Consider the following 15,528-nt stretch of genomic DNA (forward strand, 5'->3'; position numbering starts at 1 on the left):
CATGAAGCGGGTTGTTATCCTTGGCTGCACAGGGAGCATCGGTTCCACGGCCATCCAGGCGATACGGGACCTGAAGCTGCAGGTAGAGGTTGTAGGGCTCTCTGCCCACAGCAATGAGGAAAAGCTCGTACAGCTTGCCCTTGAACTCTCCTGCAAGGCTATCTGCCTCACCGCCCGTCACTGTACCCCCTATCCAGGACTCTCTGTATTCAGTGGAGTCACCGGCCTTAAGGAGATGCTTGCATCCCTTGATGCAGATGTGGTGCTCAACGGCATCGCAGGGTTCGATGGCCTCAAGGCCTCCCTGCTGACCCTTGAACAGGGTTTCGACCTTGCCCTTGCCAACAAGGAGAGTGTGGTCTGTGGCGGTTCCTACCTGTTTGAGGTGGCTAGGCAACACAAGAGCCGCATCATCCCCGTCGACAGCGAACACAGCGCCCTTGCCGAGCTCATCAAGGGCCGGGATACCAATGAGATCGGCTCGCTCATCCTCACAGGAAGCGGAGGCCCCTTCAGGACCCTTGCATCAGATGCATTCGGCCACATCACCGTGGAACAGGCCTTGGCCCATCCCACCTGGAAAATGGGCAAGAAGATCTCCATCGACAGCGCAACCCTTGCAAACAAGGCTCTGGAAGTCATTGAAGCCTCCTATCTCTTTGCCTTGCCCGCAGAGAAGATCGAGGTCGTGATCCATCCCCAGTCGATAGTCCATTCGATGATCCGCCACCGGGATGGGGCAGTCTATGCACAGATGGGCCCTCCTGACATGACACTTCCTATCGTCAATGCCCTGGTTGACGGGTCTGTCAGTCTGGTACGGCCCTTGGATTTCACCAACCTCAACCTTACCTTTGAGCAACCCGATTACCAGCGCTTTCCCCTTCTTGGGCTTGCCTTCTCCATACTGGAACGCAAGGGTGGTTCCGCCTTGGCATTCAATGCAGCTGACGAGGTCGCTGTCCACGCATTCCTTGAGAGGCGATGCACCTATCTAAAGATGATCCGCGCTATTGAGAAGACCCTTGAGAGAAGCTGGCAGGTAGCACCCTCATCCTTTGAGGAGACACTTGAGCTCGACAAAGAGGCTCGTGAACTTACAAGAAGTTTCCTATGACAAGCTTTCTGATCATCATCGGCAAATACCTCATCGGGCTTCTGGGTATAGGGTTGGTGGTGGTCATCCATGAGATCGGACACCTATTGGCCGCAAGGGCCTGTGGGATTGGCGTTGAGGTCTTTTCCTTTGGGCTGGGACCAAAGCTATGTGGAGTAGAGTACAAAGGTACCGACTTCAGGCTCAGCCTCCTGCCTTTCGGGGGGTATTGCAGACTCAAGGGCTCTGACGACCTAAGCCAGGCCCTCATCCAAAACTCCAAACACTTTACCCACACGGAGCAAGGCTCCCTGTTTTCGGTCCACCCAGCCAAACGTCTGCTAACCTATCTTGCAGGGCCTCTCCTCAACCTAGGGTTTGCCATACTGCTCTACTCCCTGCTAGCATCAACGCCCTATAAGGTACTCACCACCGAGCCTATCCTTGCAACAGTCAATGACTACCCCACCCTCTTTGCCAATGCTGACAGCCCAGCCTATGCACAGGGCCTGCGCACAGGCGACCGTGTCCTTTCCCTGAATGGCAGGAGCATCTCGGACTGGGAGATGCTGGAAAGCCTTCTGGCGGAAGGCACAACAGCTCAGAGGTTTGCCATCACAAGGGACGGCCAAGGCCTTGAGTTCCTAATAAGGGCAGACTTGTCCTCCGGCAAACCCCGCTACGGGCTCTCCCCTGCCAAGAAACCTGTCGTCGGAAGCGTACGCCCGTCGACACCAGAACACAATGCAGGGCTCAAACCTGGTGACACCATTGCTTTTGCCAACGGGGAGAAGATCACCAATGACCTGGATCTTTTGGTTGCCCTTTCGGAAGACACGAACCTGACAGACCTTACCATCCTGAGCAGTGGCAAAGAAGAACACATCCTCTTCAGGCCTGACCTTGACGAACAGGGAAATGGGGAGTGGAACTTCTCCATCCAGACTGAAAGCCGGAATGTTGAGGTCCCACCCTTTAGCCTGAAACATGGATGGGATACTTCCGTCAAGATGGCCAGGGATACGGTGACCTCCCTGATCCTGCTCATCCAGGGAAAGAATACCGATGTCAGACAGGAATTTACCGGTATGGCAAGGGCTGCACTGATGATCGGGGATATAACCACATTGGGATTGGAGAGCAATATGGGCAGCGGCCTGAGGGCACTGTTCTATCTGCTGGGGGTAGTAAGCATCTCCTTGGCCATAGCCAACCTGCTTCCCCTGCCTGCCTTCGATGGAGGACAGATGTTGATAGCCTGCACCGAATGGGTGACAGGAAAACGCATACGACCAAGAACCTACTGGATTCTCCAGTTGGTCGGGATCTTCTCGGTAGTCTGTATCTTCCTATTCCTGGGGTATGTGGATATGCGCCACTTCTTGTCGATCAGACGTTAGGATTGTTGCCGGCGATGTATTTCCTGCTGAATTCCATCTCTTCAAACCGAACAATATTGCTGATGAATGCAAGGGAGAATACCCCTGTCTCACCGTTACGGTTCTTGGCCATGATGACCTTCGTCTCCTGGATATTGTTCTTCTGTCGTTCGGCTTCATCGTCGGTGCGGTTCTTTCCTACATCACGATGCAGGAGGATGACCACGTCAGCATCCTGTTCGATGGATCCGCTGTCACGCAGGTCGCTCAGCTTGGGTTCCACACCATCTGCCTGTCGACCAACCTGACTGAGGCAGACGACAGGGACATCCAGCTCACGGGCAAGCTGCTTGAGCGAGCGGGAGATGATAGAGATCTGCTCATGCCTCGGGATACGGGCATCGGCTTCTGCATCGATGAGTCCGATATAGTCGATGAAGATGACCTGGATGTCATGCTCAAGCTTCATCCGCCTTGCCTGGGCACGCAACTCCATCAGCTTCATGTTTGGTGTGTCCTGGATGTAGAGCTCAGCATCGTAGAGCGATGAAGAGGCATCTATGATGGCGTTCATCTCACTATGCTTGAGGGTTGCCTTGCGGATATGGGAGAAATCAACACGGCTATGGCCGGTGAGCAACCGTTCCATGAGGGAGGAGGCACTCATTTCCAAAGAGAAGAACCCGACCCGGTATTTCTTCTTGACGATCATGTTGAGGGTGATGGAGAGAGCGAAGGCAGTCTTACCAATGGAAGGCCTTGCCCCCACTATGACAAACTCCTGTTTCTTGAATCCACCGGTGATTGAGTCGAGGGAGGCAAAGGTGGACTCAAAACCGTTCTTGATCCCAGTAGTGCTCCGTTCCTCGATATCACTTATGGTTGTTGTTATCAGGTCCTTGATACTGTAGTAGTTGTCACTGCCAGCAGTCTCGTTGTTAAGCTGGGAAAGGGACTGCTCCCCTTCATCAATCACCTTCTGGATGTCCTGCGACTCATCGTAGGCATTGTCCTTCAGTTTCGAGGAGAAGAGAAGCAGCTTACGCCTCTGTGCCAAGGCTTTGAGAATCTTGGCATAGTAGGCTGCGTTTGTTGTGGTTGGGACATCACTGGTGAGGGTAGAGATGTAGGAAAGCCCGCCGCACTTGTCAACCAGACTCTTCTGCTTGAGATATGCATTGAGGGTGATCAGATCAAGGGTTTCCGAACTCTCCTGACGAAAAGCAACGATGGCACCGAACAGCTCTTGGTGGGCAACCTTATAGAAATCATCCCTACCCAAAAAGTCGGTCACTTCTGCAAGGACCTTATCATTGAGCAGGATTGCTCCTAGGACGGCACGTTCAGCCTCTTCATTCTGAGGGGGAACGCGCCCAAGCAGACTATTCGACGCCATTGCCCTTACTCTTTCTCTACAGCAGCAGCTGCTTCCTTGGCGACCTTGGCTTCATCGGCAGCGGCCTTGGCAGCGGCCTTGGCAGCTTCAGAGGCAGCCTTGGCTTCAGCAGCCTGGCGAGCCTTGACCTGGTTTTCGCTTTCAACTACCAACTTGACATCAGAGCTCTCGTCCTCATAGAGACGGACACGGATTGTGTAGGTACCAACCATCTTGATGCTGTGGGTAGGTACTTCAATGCGCTTGCGCTCGATCTCAACACCCTGTTTTGCAAGGGCATCCTGGATCATGGCTGAGGTGACAGAACCAAAGAGCTTGCCGCTTTCACCAGCAGAAAGCACCAAGGTGACGGTAGTCTTGTCCAGCTTGGTCTTCAGGGTTGCAGCAAGTCCGCGTTTTTCGATCTTGCGCTTTTCGATTGCAGCCTGACGTGAAGCGAACAGAGCCATGTTGGTCTTGTTGAACAACACTGCAGTGCCAGTAGGCAACAGGTAGTTACGGGCATACCCATCCTTTACAACTACAACGTCTCCCTCTTCTCCGAGGTTTACGACATCCTGATTGAGAATGATTTTCATATGGAAAACTCCTTACTCGTCTTTTCTAAATACTATCCAAGTCTCCGTAACCCCCAAAAGAGGCAAAACGAAGACAACCAATATGTTCAAACCGGGTACCAAGAAAGCTATCAGGAACAGGGTTGTCATCAAGCGGCCCCCACTGATGGGCAAGCCCTTGCGTCGCAAAAAGTGCAACACGATGGCCATCCCCTGTACAGCATAAAGTACGCAGGAGCCCAAGGCAACATTCATTGCAAGGGCGCGCCCCAGATAGGGAGCCTTGAAAACCATCAGCAGCAGAACCACAGTCCACGACCCAAGAAACACCCAAAGGGTGATTTCAGGAACAGACCACTGGGTTATGCGACGTGAAAAGCCTTCATCGTACCGTCCTTTGTAACTCATCGCCATAAAGGAAGCAAATCCCACCAGTCCCATACAAAGAGGGGCCAGGATCGATCCACCTACCATCACCGACAACCGGTAAACCCTGTCCACTTCACTTACAGTGACAGCGCCAGGGGTTTCCAAATTTCCTTCCACCGCTCCGAATATGGCACGAAAGGCTTGCAGCATAGCAGCGTCGACCTTCGTGATCGTCTCAGAACCGGCAGAAAGCCAGATAACCAATACCATCGAAGCCACCACACCAAACGAGGCGGAGGCAAGATAGCGTACCATTGTCCGTTGGCCTTCCAAATAAATCCATGATGCAGAGCCAACCAACAAGACAACCGGAATGAACAATCCGATGACCAACAGCATCCTCCCCGTAGGATCTCCAAGCGCATTTCGAGCCTGGAACAGGGAGACTATCACCGTCAGGAGCGCTACGGCCCCCACTGGGATCAAGGCATGTCTGCGATCGGAAAACTTTGGCGCGAGAACCATGAGAGGAATGGTGAACAGGAAGTTGCCAAGCATGAACCGGGAGAGTATGAAACTCACACCCGCTACAATGGCAGCATTTCTTATCAGCTGTTTTTCATCTTGATTCATGACGCCCAACAAAGCTTACTTCTTCTCAAAAGGAAGGTATGCGAGTACGCGTGCCTTCTTGATCTCGTTAGTAACACTTCTCTGGTGCTTAGCACAACAGCCGGTGATACGAGCTGGAAGAATCTTGCCCCTCTCAGTGATGTATCTGCGAAGCATTTCAGGGTTTTTGTAATCGGGGGTGAGGTTTTGGGTACAGAACTTACAGACCTTCTTTCTGAAGCTGGGTCTGCGTCCGCCACCTGATCTTCTGTCTCTACCGCCCCTATCCATATCGTTGGAATCTTTATCGTCATCACGCATGAATTTTTCTCCTTAACAACTTTCTCTGCTTTCTAGCAGGATTTTAGAAAGGGATCTGGTCGTCATCGAACTGCTCAGGACCACCGAAGTCCATGTCTGGCATGGTGGGTGGAGGTGTGGCAGGCTTTGCGCCATAGGATCCCTGGGTTCTCGCCGCAGGTCCGTCAGTACGGGGCCTTTCGGTGCGATCACCACTCGAACTTGAAAGGAGCTGCAAGGAATTGACTACGATCTCGACGCGGGAACGACTCTGTCCATCCTGTTCCCAGCGGCTCTGCCTCAATTCACCAAGGATGGAAACCTGCCGACCTTTCTCCAGATACTGGTTCAGGCCTTCGGCGCTCTTTCCAAACATGGTGCAATCAAAGAAGTTGGCCTCATCTTCCCATTTGTTGTCCGCCGTCCTCTTTCTACGGTTAACAGCAAGTGAAAAACGACAGATAGCCATACCACCACTGGAATAGCGAAGCTCGCTTTCCCGAGTCAGACGGCCCACCAGCGCGATCACATTTAAGTCATTTGCCATTCTTTTGCTCCAATTGATTAATTTTTAACGAAGGTTATTTTTCTGTGTTGACAAACAGAAACTTCAAGATGGCAGTGCTGAGCAAGAAATCCTTCTCGAATCCAAGGATCGTGGAAGGGTCAGCCTTCATTTCGAAGTAGACATAGTGGCCTTTTTCCTGTTTCTTGATATCGTAGGCGAGGTACTTGACGCCCATATCTTCCTGCTTGGTAATCTCTACCCCAGCTTTTGCGAAAGCGCTGGTCACCAACTCTAGGCCAGCCTGTGTTTTTTCTTCGTTTGCATCGAAGATGATTGTGAACTCATAATTTCTCATGGTTCCTCCTTACGGACATAATGATCCGCCCAAGAGCGGATAAAGAGGTTCCACCTACACTACCACATATCAGAGTTTCCAGTCAACAAAGTGGGCAAAGATATCATGAATTGCCATAAGGGCTTGAAGGCAGCTTGCCGTTGTTGCAACTCTAGGGTTACCCATCCATCAAGGCTGGGGGGCCTGAGGAGTTTTCCTTGGTTGTTTCAGTTCCATCCACCAAGGAGCTGTCCATCAGAGCACCATTCCAGCATGGGGGTAGCGGTGTTGATACGGAGAGCTTGACCCGTATCCCCTTGCTCAGAAGTGAGCGTTCACGAACAAGGAACAGGGTTCCGTTTTGCCTGTCATGGCCTATCCAGCTGCTTGTTTGGTTGGGTTTCAACAGGAGATTTTTGCAATCCTCGCAGGGCGATGATCTTTTATGCAGGATCTGGTAGCAAGGTCCTCTAGCGGTCCCGTTGATGATCCCCAACCTTTTCACCAGAGTATCATTGGCAAAGAGCAGCTCATAGGTGTCCAGGTTGCATAGGTAAATTTCCTCCTGAAGCAGAGAGAACAGCCACTGCTTGTCGACCGGTTTCCTCATATTGGGATTGACCCCATGTGTCCCATAGAGGCAATACCTGTCCCTCCCCTCCGTCTTTGCCTGGTACATAGCTAGGTCAGCACTGTGATAGAGGGTCTCAAAGGTGGTCCCGTGTTCGGGATAGAGGGAGATGCCCACACTGCAGGTTATCTGGTTTTCGCCCTGGGGGATACGGATTTTGCTGCAGAGAGCCTCTGCCTTGGCAATGGCAAGCTCCTGGGACGGGATACCGGTGATGAAGACAGCAAACTCATCGCCGCCAAGCCTTGCTATGATGTCATGGGGACGGAAGATTCCTTTGATGGAATTTGCGACAAACTGCAGGGTACGGTCGCCGACATCATGGCCGTAGGTATCGTTGACCCATTTGAAATGGTCGATATCCAGAACAAAAAAAGCACCCATCTCCCCTTTGGCTGTCTCCTGCACCAATGCCTGGACCACCCCCCTCTCAAGGGCGGAGCGGTTCAAAACCCCTGTCAAGGGATCCAAATGGGCTTGGGAGGCAGCGCTCTCTGAGCCAACGTCCCGAATCGATACCATGCAGATCAGCTCTTCACTGTCAGGTCCAGACGAAACCTTCACGCTGAGAATTGACCACCGGTACCCTTGGTAGGAACCATCATAACTGGCTCGCCTGAACAGGACGATGTTTTCTCCAGTGGGTTGGGGAAAGGAGGAGAGCAACGAGGCCCTATCAGCAAAAAAGTCAAACATCTTCTGGTCCTGAGGATGGACATACCGTAGAACAAACATGTGGACGGCTTCATACAGGGAAGGGACCTCAGTGACTCGGAAAGCCCTCTGGAACTGGAGGTTGCCCTCCAGCAGTAGTCCAGTTGAAGCGACAAAGGAAAAGGAGATTGCCTCTGCGCTCTTGTCAGACGGAAAGATGATGCCAAGATCATCCGATGGCAAAATCAAAAAAACAGGAAATCCTTCCAAGGTGTATAGGTAGGTGCCAAAAACATGGCAAGGTGCAACAGTATGATCGCTTTGGATTACATGGAACAGCAGCTCGAAATCCTGTTTGGTCTCCCTTGCCTCACAGATTGCCTCGCTGACCCGTACCAGATCTTCAGCAAAGATCATTTTTTTGTAGGCGGATTCCATCTGTTGGGCAAAGGAATCGCAGGGATACCCAAAACAGGTTGTGGAACGCCCTCCCCTGTGCAGTACCTTCAAGTGCACACCGAGCTGGACCACATAATACTCGAGGGATAGCTTGGAGAAAGCCTGCAACAAGTGTGCGGGAAAAGAGGCGGGTTCCATAAGGGCCTCCAATAACTCCATACTAGCATGGGCTTTCCATACCTACCAGAAAAAAATCATGAGGGTGTTGTAAAAAAACAAGTCAGAGAGACAATTGAAAACCGCCGGAGCGACCGGCGGTTTTTGCATTTGTGAACTGCACGTAGCAGTATGATAAGATTGAAAGAAAGTTATTTCTTGTTCTTATGTCTATTCTTTCTGAGCTTTTTCTTTCTCTTATGAGTAGCAATCTTATGCTTTTTTCTTTTTCTTCCACAAGGCACTGTAGAGCTCCTTATCGACCGGTTGGGTTATTGGCCAGGCCAATTCCGGAGGATTTTTGTAATTACCGTATCATTATGCAAAGATGGGTTGCCAACGTCAAGGGGTATGAAGAATCTATTTGATGCTAAACCGCGTGGGAAAAGACCTTTCTTACATTTTTCCGATAAATCATGCTACCTTATTGCTCTACAGCTGTTTTATTTCTACTATGACATTGTAGTAACGAGGAGGGGGCATGAAGGTTCTGATCTTTGGATTGGGAATGAATGGAGGTGGATATTCTGCCGCCACGTATTTTCTGGACCATGGAGATGAGGTCAGGATCACTGACCTGAAAGGAACTTGTGACCTCGGCCTTGAAATGGAAGCACTTTCTTCACGTGGTGCGACATGCATAGCAGGAACCCACCGCAAGGAAGACTTCCTTTGGGCAGATATTGTGGTCAAGAATCCAGCAATCCCCCCCAACCATCCCCTTCTCTCCTATTCGCGCATGGTGGTCAATGATTTTGCATGGCTCTTCTCCTCCCCATGGTGTGAACAGACAAAAATCATCGCGATAACCGGAACAAAAGGAAAGACGACCACATCGGCTGCCGTTGCCCATGTCCTCGACAGACTTGGGTATGAGGCGATGCAGTGCGGAAACATGGGCATCAGCGCATTCTCGGTCCTCCAGGAATGGGAGAAGAGACATGACGAACAAAAGAAGATCCCTGACTACCTTGTATGTGAGTTCTCCTCCTGGCAAATCCGCGATACCGTGGCCGCCATGCATGGGGACTTGCCGCCGATGGAGATCTGTGCCCTTACCAACTTCTATCCCGACCACCTCAATTCCTACGAGAGCATCGAGAACTACCTTGAAGACAAGCTTGAGCTCTTCTCCAAGTCTACCAAAATGGCGGTGGTTCCTGATGTCATGACCAAACGGGTCAAAAAGCAAACCAAGCTAGACAGCAAGCATGTGCGAGGCATCGACAGGACCTGTGCCAAGGAGGTCGAGGAGATGCCCCACCTCAAGAGCGCCTATGCCATCCTCCTTGCCCTCGGATTCAAATGGAAAGCTGTCCTCAAGGGACTGGAGACCTTCTCCGGAGTTCCCCATAGGATCGAGCAGGTCGGCCTGCAGGGCACGATTCTCTTTATCAATGACAGTGCAGCAACGATTCCTGAAGCCGTCCACTTTACCTTTGCCCGTTTCAGGAACATGGCCGCTCACCTCATCTGTGGCGGGACAGACAAGAACCTGAAGCCAGATGCCATGCTCGATGTGCTTCAGGCAGCCTCCAGCCTCTCTCTCCTGGATGGATCATTTACGAGAAACAAGCTCATTCCCCTACTCAAGCAACACAAGATAGCCTACAAAGGCCCCTTCTCCACGATGGAAGAGGCTTTGCTGAGCAGCCATTCCTTTGCACTGAAGAAGGCAAAGGACCTCCCGGAGTTACCGCAGGTAGTCCTGCTCTCTCCAGGTTGTGCTTCCTTTGAGCTGTTCACCAATGAGTTCGACCGGGGAAACCAGTTCAAGAACCTGGTGGGTCTCATCCTTGAGGGCGAATAGGTAACAATGCCCTCTAGGCCACCTAGAGGGTGCAGGCTCCCATCAGCTAGTTCTTCAACCCGGTCATCACAATTCCTTCAATGAAGTACCGCTGGCCGATAAGGTAGAAGATGATGCCCGGCACAAAGGACATGCAGGTTGCGCTCATGATCTTTGACCAGTCGGTTCCCAGGCTTCCCTTGAACTGGGATAGCCCAAGTGCGATGGTAAACTTCTCCAGGCTATTGATGTAGATTATCTGCTGCAACAGGTCATTCCACAGCATGATGAAGAGCAGGAGGGCCACCACAATCATTGCCGACTTTATCGCTGGTACTATGATGGAAACCAGGATCCGCAAGGGCCCTGCTCCATCGATGGTCGCCGCCTCGTCCAATTCGCGTGGGATGGACTTGATGAACTGCCTGATAAGGAAGATGTTGAATGCGCCTCCCCCACAAAAATGGGGCAGCACCAGGGGAAGATAGGAATCATAGACATGCAAAAGCCGTGTCCAGATGATGTAGAGGGGAAGCAGGGTAACCATGGTGGGAAGCAACATCGACCCGACACATAGCAAGAACAGCTGGTCTTTTCCCTTGAACCTGAGCCTGGCGAAGGCATACCCTCCCATGGTTGCGGTAACGGTCCCACCCACTATGGAGGGGACAATGATCGTGAGGGTGTTTTTCAGATAGGACCAGAAGGGGAAGAATTCCATGGTGCTTGCATAGTTGGAGAAGAGCCAATGGCTGGGAAAGAAGGCAGGGGGAAAGGCATAGAGCTCGGTATTGGTCATCAGGCTCGAACGGAACATCCACCAGATGGGAAGCATGACAAGACCACCCAAAAATGTCAGCAGGACAAGGGTGACAAGGTTTGAAAGGCGGGCGATCCGGTCCTTGCTGTGCAGGGAGGCAAACTGGATACTCATCAGCGTTCTCCTTCATAAAAAATCCAGCTTTTGCTCGTTGCAAACAGAAGTATGGTAAGTATGGCAATGAGGATGAAAAACACAAAGGAAATGGCCCCAGCATACCCCAGCTGATTGGACACAAAGGCATACCGGTACATAAGGTAAGTTATGTAGGTCGAGGCATTTCCAGGTCCTCCGTTGGTCAATGCAAGGGCGGGGGTCACTATCTGCATATTGGTGATGAGGGCCATCAGCAGATTGTAGAAGATAATCGGGGTCATGCAGGGAATGGTGACATGCAGGAATCGCTGGAAGCCATTTGCACCATCAATCTCTGCTGCATCATGGTAGACCTGTGGGACATTCTGCAGACCTGCCAGAAAAATGACGATAAGGTTTCCCGAAAGCCAGACGGCTATCAGGGCGAGGGATGGCCCGACAAGGGAAGAATCTGCCAGGAACCTCACTTTCTGAACTCCAAACGTTGAGAGGATGTAGTTGAAAAGCCCAAAGTTGGATTCATAGAGCCAGGACCATCCGATGTAGACTGCCATTGCAGGCAATACATACGGCAGATAGAAAATGGCACGAAAGAATCCACGGGCTGGGATCTTCCGGTTGAGCAAAATCGCAATGAAGAGTGAGTAGACCATGCTTCCGAGAACCGCAAGCAGGCTGAAATAGAGTGTCACCTTCAACGAATCCCGAAAGTACGGGTCGACGGTAAAAAGACGGATGTAGTTCTGGAGGCCCACAAAGACTGGATCCGGAGCACCCTTCCCCCACTTGAAGAATCCCAGGACACACACGCTTACCAGCGGGATATAGGTCAGGAAAACCAAGCCGATGATAGAGGGTAAGAGGCATAGGTAGGCAGCCCTTGACTCACTTCTCTTCCCTAGATATTTCCCGTCTCTCTGTCGCATCCAATACCCTCCAACATGCAGGAGACAATGGGGGTTTAACCCCACTGTCCCTGCTTGTGCAATTACATACCGCCCTTGAAGGCCGAGACCAGTGAGGGGTAACTGCCCTCAATAGCCTGCTTCGCACTCTTCTTTCCTGTCCAGACCTCTCCAAGCACTGAACCCAGAAGGGTGTTGAAATCATTGGTGTTGTTCACATAGTACCAGGAGGTGGATCGTGCATACCCACGGGCATAGTCAACAACAGCACTCTTATACTCAGCATACGGCGGGAAGTTGGGGTTTTCTACCCACTTTCGTGTCAAACTCTCATCAGTATACCACTTGTCAAGCACTGGCATCCAAATACCAGTCTCGATCAGTGACCAGCTGTTCTCTTCCTGCATATACCATTTCACCCATTCCATAGCCTCTTGCGGGTGTTTGGACTGGCTGAATACGACGTTCGGTCCACCGGTTCCAATGGTCACCTTCTCTTTCATGAAAGGAAGGACAGCAACACCGTAGTCCAGGCCTTCGCTCCGGGCGGAAGCGAGACTGGTCCCGACATTCCATGCACCGTTGGTGGTCATGGCACAAGTTCCTGCAATGAGAGAGCGCTGGACGCCATCATCGGTCAGGCCCGAGGAGAGAGGGGCAACGTGATGCACCAGATAGAGGTCTGCAATCTTCTGCAGGGCATCGATGGCAGCACTATCGTTGATGATGACCTTCGATCCATCAGCACTGTAGAATCCACTTCCGTTGCTCAGGCACCAAACTTCCAGTTGCCAGGTAAGGTTCTCAACCATGGCGCCATACTGGACGATGGCATTGGGATTGAACTTTGGGCTTGTGGCGTTGTTTCCGTTCGCATCCAGTGTCAGCAGCTTGGCGTTGGCGACAAACTGGTCCCAGTTCCATGCATTCTTTGCATCAGCGGGAGGATAGGCCAGCCCAGCCTTGTCAAACATCGCCTTGTTGTAGTAGAGCAGAAGGATTTCGTTGGCAGCCGAATAGGCAACAGGTTTACCTTCATAGCGGAAGACCAAGGAATCCAAAGGTTTGGAATCATTTGGGCCATACATCTTCGAGACATCGTACAGGAGTCCACTCTCTGCAAACTGCAGGACCCCAGCCTCACTCATGATACCGCAATCCGGGAGGTTCTTAGCCGTTGCCAGGGTATTGAGTTTGGTCACGTAGGTGTCATGCGGGATGGCCATGATCTCTACGGAAATACGGTTTTGTGATGCATTGAAGGTATCGGCAACCTTCTGCACTGCGGCTCCTTCATCAGGAGTCCCCCAATAGGAATAGGTGACCTTTACACGGGAATCAGCAGCAGCTGCTTCCTTGGTGCCAGCTGCCATCAAGCTGAATACCATGAAAACACAGAGTAAAACGGTCAGCAAAGCTCTTTTTTTCATTGTTTACCATCCTTTTTTTATCATACCAGCAACGCTGGCTTGCATAACCTATATTCGACAAAGATGCTGGAACACCACCATCTCCCCCGGCTTGCGATTTCCCCACAGGCAGTAGGGTACTGCCTGCAAGGGTTCTGCCCTCTGCATGAACTTCGCAGGGGCATAGAGTCTCCCGTCATTCTGGGTATCCAAGCGGAAACCTTCATAGCCAAGTATGGGCAGCGAGCCGGGAAGGGTGTCCAGGGAGCCCACAACGGCAGGCCTTGGAGCAATGGCAACGCCCAACCCGCCAAGATTGGCACTGTTGTCCATCTCTTCCAGGCAATAGACGAACGGCCCATAGGTGAGGGCGACCTTGTGGGAATCTGCACGGACTTCAGGGTGGGCTGCCATCCAGGTAGGCTGCAGAGCCAGGTCAAAACTCAAGACAGAGCCTTTCTCCAAAGTAACCAGTGCATATCCATGTTCTTCCTTGAGATGCCTAACCACACCATCAACCTTGAAAACGACTGCCGATGTATAGGAAGGAAGCCTGATACCTAGCTCAAGGTTCCCATCGCTTGTCAATGTCACCAAACTTCGCCTGGTAGGCTCCACCACCATAGTGAGATGGATGGTCTCATCATGGTGTGCAACCTCAAGGCGAGAGGAGATGAACTGGTTGACCAGGATCCCCCGCTCATCAGAGGAGTAGATGTATTGGCCAAGGCTTGCCAGGGTCCGGGCGATATTTGTTGGGCAGCAGGCTACCTCAAACCATTTCTGGCGAACAGGTTGCACATGTGCCATCGAACTTGATGCCATACATGCAGAGGGCCATACCTCCAAAGGATTAACGTAGAAGTAGTGCAGTCCATCATGGTGGATACCCGCGAGGACCGTGTTGTAGAGAGCCCGTTCCACCCCTTCGTAGTAGCGCGCTTCCTTGGACAATGCCGCCATCCGTTTTCCGAACATCATGAGGGCCACCGAGGCACAGCTCTCGCAGTAGGCCCGCTCATTCGGAAGGTCGTAATCGGTGGTGAAACGTTCCAGAAATCCCGACGACCCTACCCCACCGGTGATATACATCCTCTTCTCTTCCAGATTGTCCCAAAGCGCCGTACAGGCATCGGCAAAGGCTGTATCGTGTGCATCAGTGGCGTAGTCTGCCATAGCGCTGTAGAGATAGAGGGCTCGAACAGCATGCCCCTCAACGGTTCGCTGTTCCACCGGCCGTACATGGGCCTGTGCGTAGTGCAGGTCGTATGCCCTGAACTCATGGTAGTGGCTCTCCCCGTTGCGCTGTGCAATCTCCTGGAGAAAATAGTTCGGCTCACTGCCCCTGGCCTCCAGGAAATAGCGTGCAGTATCCATATAGCGTGCATCTTTGGTATGGCGGAATAGCTTGATCAGGGCGAGTTCGATCTCTTCGTGCCCTGGGTATCCATGGAGTTGCCCTTCCCCCGGTCCAAAGGTATTGCATATCAGGTCAGCAAATGCGATTGCAACCGACAGCAAACGGCGCTTTCCTGTTGCTTCATGGTAGGCCATTGCAGCCTCGATCAAATACCCTGCACAGTAGAGTTCGTGCGCCTCCACCAGGTTTGACCAGCGCCTCTCCATCCCGTTGACGATGTGATAGGTGTGCAGGTACCCATCCTTTTGTTGTGCTCTCCCGATAAGGGAGATTACCTCATCAGCGATCGGGATGAACTGCAATGCCTTTCCCTGCTGGATGCAGTAGGCAACGGCCTCGAGCCATTTGTACACATCACTGTCTTGGAATACCTGACCGTAGAATGCACCCTGCTTTTCTCCGCTTGCGATGCGGAAATTTTCCAGGCAATGGGATTTTGTAGCACCTTCCACCCTATCGTTGAGGATTTCCCATTGGTACGGGAGTACCACTTCACTGATCATCGAAACATAGTGAGAAAAGAGAGGGTCGGTAACTTGCACGGCACCAGCATTCACGATTCGATAGGTTCTTTCCATAGACTCCCCACTGTGTAACCAAGTATCCCTATTCCATATGGGTATATGCACATGAATAAA

The 15,528-nt window shown here is 51.8% G+C and carries 14 protein-coding genes; 3 read left to right on the forward strand and 11 right to left on the reverse strand.

The features are described from left to right. The first annotated feature begins 1 nt into the window (after position 1). Together dxr and rseP are read left to right on the forward strand one after the other, a co-directional pair. Positions 2 to 1,117 carry a 1-deoxy-D-xylulose-5-phosphate reductoisomerase gene (dxr, locus tag ROJ03_RS10110; protein ID WP_313726928.1) on the forward strand — a complete coding sequence of 372 codons (1,116 nt, stop codon included), beginning with the start codon at positions 2 to 4 and terminating at the stop codon, positions 1,115 to 1,117. Then, positions 1,114 to 2,496 carry an RIP metalloprotease RseP gene (rseP, locus tag ROJ03_RS10115; RefSeq protein WP_313726929.1) on the forward strand — a complete coding sequence of 461 codons (1,383 nt, stop codon included), beginning with the start codon at positions 1,114 to 1,116 and terminating at the stop codon, positions 2,494 to 2,496. Before dxr ends, rseP begins: the two co-directional genes overlap by 4 nt. Here the strand turns inward: rseP and dnaB are convergent. The 7 genes from dnaB to ROJ03_RS10150 form a co-directional block, all read right to left on the reverse strand. Further along, positions 2,486 to 3,871, reverse strand: coding sequence for a replicative DNA helicase (gene dnaB / locus ROJ03_RS10120; protein ID WP_313726931.1), 1,386 nt, complete (start codon positions 3,869 to 3,871; stop codon positions 2,486 to 2,488). The two genes, rseP and dnaB, sit on opposite strands and share 11 nt — an antisense overlap. A 5-nt stretch (positions 3,872 to 3,876) precedes the next feature. After that, a complete protein-coding gene (gene rplI / locus ROJ03_RS10125; RefSeq protein WP_313726932.1) occupies positions 3,877 to 4,449 on the reverse strand; it encodes a 50S ribosomal protein L9 in 573 nt (190 codons plus the stop codon). 12 nt (positions 4,450 to 4,461) lie between these two features. Continuing rightward, positions 4,462 to 5,430, reverse strand: coding sequence for a DUF115 domain-containing protein (locus tag ROJ03_RS10130; protein WP_313726933.1), 969 nt, complete (start codon positions 5,428 to 5,430; stop codon positions 4,462 to 4,464). A 15-nt stretch (positions 5,431 to 5,445) separates the two neighbouring features. After that, on the reverse strand, positions 5,446 to 5,730 hold the full coding sequence (rpsR, locus tag ROJ03_RS10135; RefSeq protein WP_313726934.1) for a 30S ribosomal protein S18: 285 nt from the start codon (positions 5,728 to 5,730) through the stop codon (positions 5,446 to 5,448). A 43-nt stretch (positions 5,731 to 5,773) separates the two neighbouring features. Next, the gene (locus ROJ03_RS10140) at positions 5,774 to 6,256 is read right to left on the reverse strand and encodes a single-stranded DNA-binding protein (RefSeq protein ID WP_313726935.1); all 483 of its coding nucleotides are present in this window, start codon (positions 6,254 to 6,256) and stop codon (positions 5,774 to 5,776) included. A gap of 34 nt (positions 6,257 to 6,290) precedes the next feature. Continuing rightward, complete coding sequence (gene rpsF / locus ROJ03_RS10145; RefSeq protein WP_313726936.1) at positions 6,291 to 6,572, reverse strand: 30S ribosomal protein S6; 282 nt, start codon at positions 6,570 to 6,572, stop codon at positions 6,291 to 6,293. Between the two features lie 157 nt (positions 6,573 to 6,729). After that, positions 6,730 to 8,433 carry a GGDEF domain-containing protein gene (locus ROJ03_RS10150; RefSeq protein WP_313726937.1) on the reverse strand — a complete coding sequence of 568 codons (1,704 nt, stop codon included), beginning with the start codon at positions 8,431 to 8,433 and terminating at the stop codon, positions 6,730 to 6,732. 499 nt (positions 8,434 to 8,932) lie between these two features. Between ROJ03_RS10150 and murD the strand changes: the two genes are divergently transcribed. Then, a complete protein-coding gene (murD, locus tag ROJ03_RS10155) occupies positions 8,933 to 10,261 on the forward strand; it encodes a UDP-N-acetylmuramoyl-L-alanine--D-glutamate ligase (protein WP_313726938.1) in 1,329 nt (442 codons plus the stop codon). Positions 10,262 to 10,307: 46 nt separating this feature from the next. Here the strand turns inward: murD and ROJ03_RS10160 are convergent, their stop codons facing one another. The 4 genes from ROJ03_RS10160 to ROJ03_RS10175 all read right to left on the reverse strand — a co-directional run bounded on the left by ROJ03_RS10160 (position 10,308) and on the right by ROJ03_RS10175 (position 15,468). Further along, a complete protein-coding gene (locus tag ROJ03_RS10160; protein WP_313726939.1) occupies positions 10,308 to 11,174 on the reverse strand; it encodes a carbohydrate ABC transporter permease in 867 nt (288 codons plus the stop codon). Then, positions 11,174 to 12,082: a sugar ABC transporter permease gene (locus ROJ03_RS10165; RefSeq protein WP_313726940.1), complete on the reverse strand. Its 909-nt coding sequence runs from the start codon at positions 12,080 to 12,082 to the stop codon at positions 11,174 to 11,176. The genes ROJ03_RS10160 and ROJ03_RS10165 overlap by 1 nt, the downstream gene beginning before the upstream one ends. Before the next feature lie 62 nt (positions 12,083 to 12,144). After that, the gene (locus ROJ03_RS10170; RefSeq protein ID WP_313726941.1) at positions 12,145 to 13,491 is read right to left on the reverse strand and encodes a sugar ABC transporter substrate-binding protein; all 1,347 of its coding nucleotides are present in this window, start codon (positions 13,489 to 13,491) and stop codon (positions 12,145 to 12,147) included. A gap of 48 nt (positions 13,492 to 13,539) precedes the next feature. After that, complete coding sequence (locus ROJ03_RS10175; RefSeq protein WP_313726942.1) at positions 13,540 to 15,468, reverse strand: glycoside hydrolase family 127 protein; 1,929 nt, start codon at positions 15,466 to 15,468, stop codon at positions 13,540 to 13,542. Positions 15,469 to 15,528 lie beyond the last annotated feature (60 nt).

This window comes from Sphaerochaeta sp. PS (assembly GCF_032144095.1).
Classification (GTDB): Bacteria; Spirochaetota; Spirochaetia; order Sphaerochaetales; family Sphaerochaetaceae; genus Sphaerochaeta.

Excerpts from the sequence above, each read along its gene's own strand:
- dxr (WP_313726928.1), top strand. The coding sequence starts at position 2 with ATGAAGCGGGTTGTTATCCTTGGCTGCACAGGGAGCATCGGTTCCACG.
- dnaB (WP_313726931.1), bottom strand. The coding sequence starts at position 3,871 with ATGGCGTCGAATAGTCTGCTTGGGCGCGTTCCCCCTCAGAATGAAGAG.
- ROJ03_RS10160 (WP_313726939.1), bottom strand. The coding sequence starts at position 11,174 with ATGAGTATCCAGTTTGCCTCCCTGCACAGCAAGGACCGGATCGCCCGC.
- ROJ03_RS10130 (WP_313726933.1), bottom strand. The coding sequence starts at position 5,430 with ATGAATCAAGATGAAAAACAGCTGATAAGAAATGCTGCCATTGTAGCG.
- rseP (WP_313726929.1), top strand. The coding sequence starts at position 1,114 with ATGACAAGCTTTCTGATCATCATCGGCAAATACCTCATCGGGCTTCTG.
- rpsF (WP_313726936.1), bottom strand. The coding sequence starts at position 6,572 with ATGAGAAATTATGAGTTCACAATCATCTTCGATGCAAACGAAGAAAAA.
- rpsR (WP_313726934.1), bottom strand. The coding sequence starts at position 5,730 with ATGCGTGATGACGATAAAGATTCCAACGATATGGATAGGGGCGGTAGA.
- murD (WP_313726938.1), top strand. The coding sequence starts at position 8,933 with ATGAAGGTTCTGATCTTTGGATTGGGAATGAATGGAGGTGGATATTCT.
- ROJ03_RS10175 (WP_313726942.1), bottom strand. The coding sequence starts at position 15,468 with ATGGAAAGAACCTATCGAATCGTGAATGCTGGTGCCGTGCAAGTTACC.
- rplI (WP_313726932.1), bottom strand. The coding sequence starts at position 4,449 with ATGAAAATCATTCTCAATCAGGATGTCGTAAACCTCGGAGAAGAGGGA.
- ROJ03_RS10165 (WP_313726940.1), bottom strand. The coding sequence starts at position 12,082 with ATGCGACAGAGAGACGGGAAATATCTAGGGAAGAGAAGTGAGTCAAGG.
- ROJ03_RS10140 (WP_313726935.1), bottom strand. The coding sequence starts at position 6,256 with ATGGCAAATGACTTAAATGTGATCGCGCTGGTGGGCCGTCTGACTCGG.
- ROJ03_RS10150 (WP_313726937.1), bottom strand. The coding sequence starts at position 8,433 with ATGGAACCCGCCTCTTTTCCCGCACACTTGTTGCAGGCTTTCTCCAAG.
- ROJ03_RS10170 (WP_313726941.1), bottom strand. The coding sequence starts at position 13,491 with ATGAAAAAAAGAGCTTTGCTGACCGTTTTACTCTGTGTTTTCATGGTA.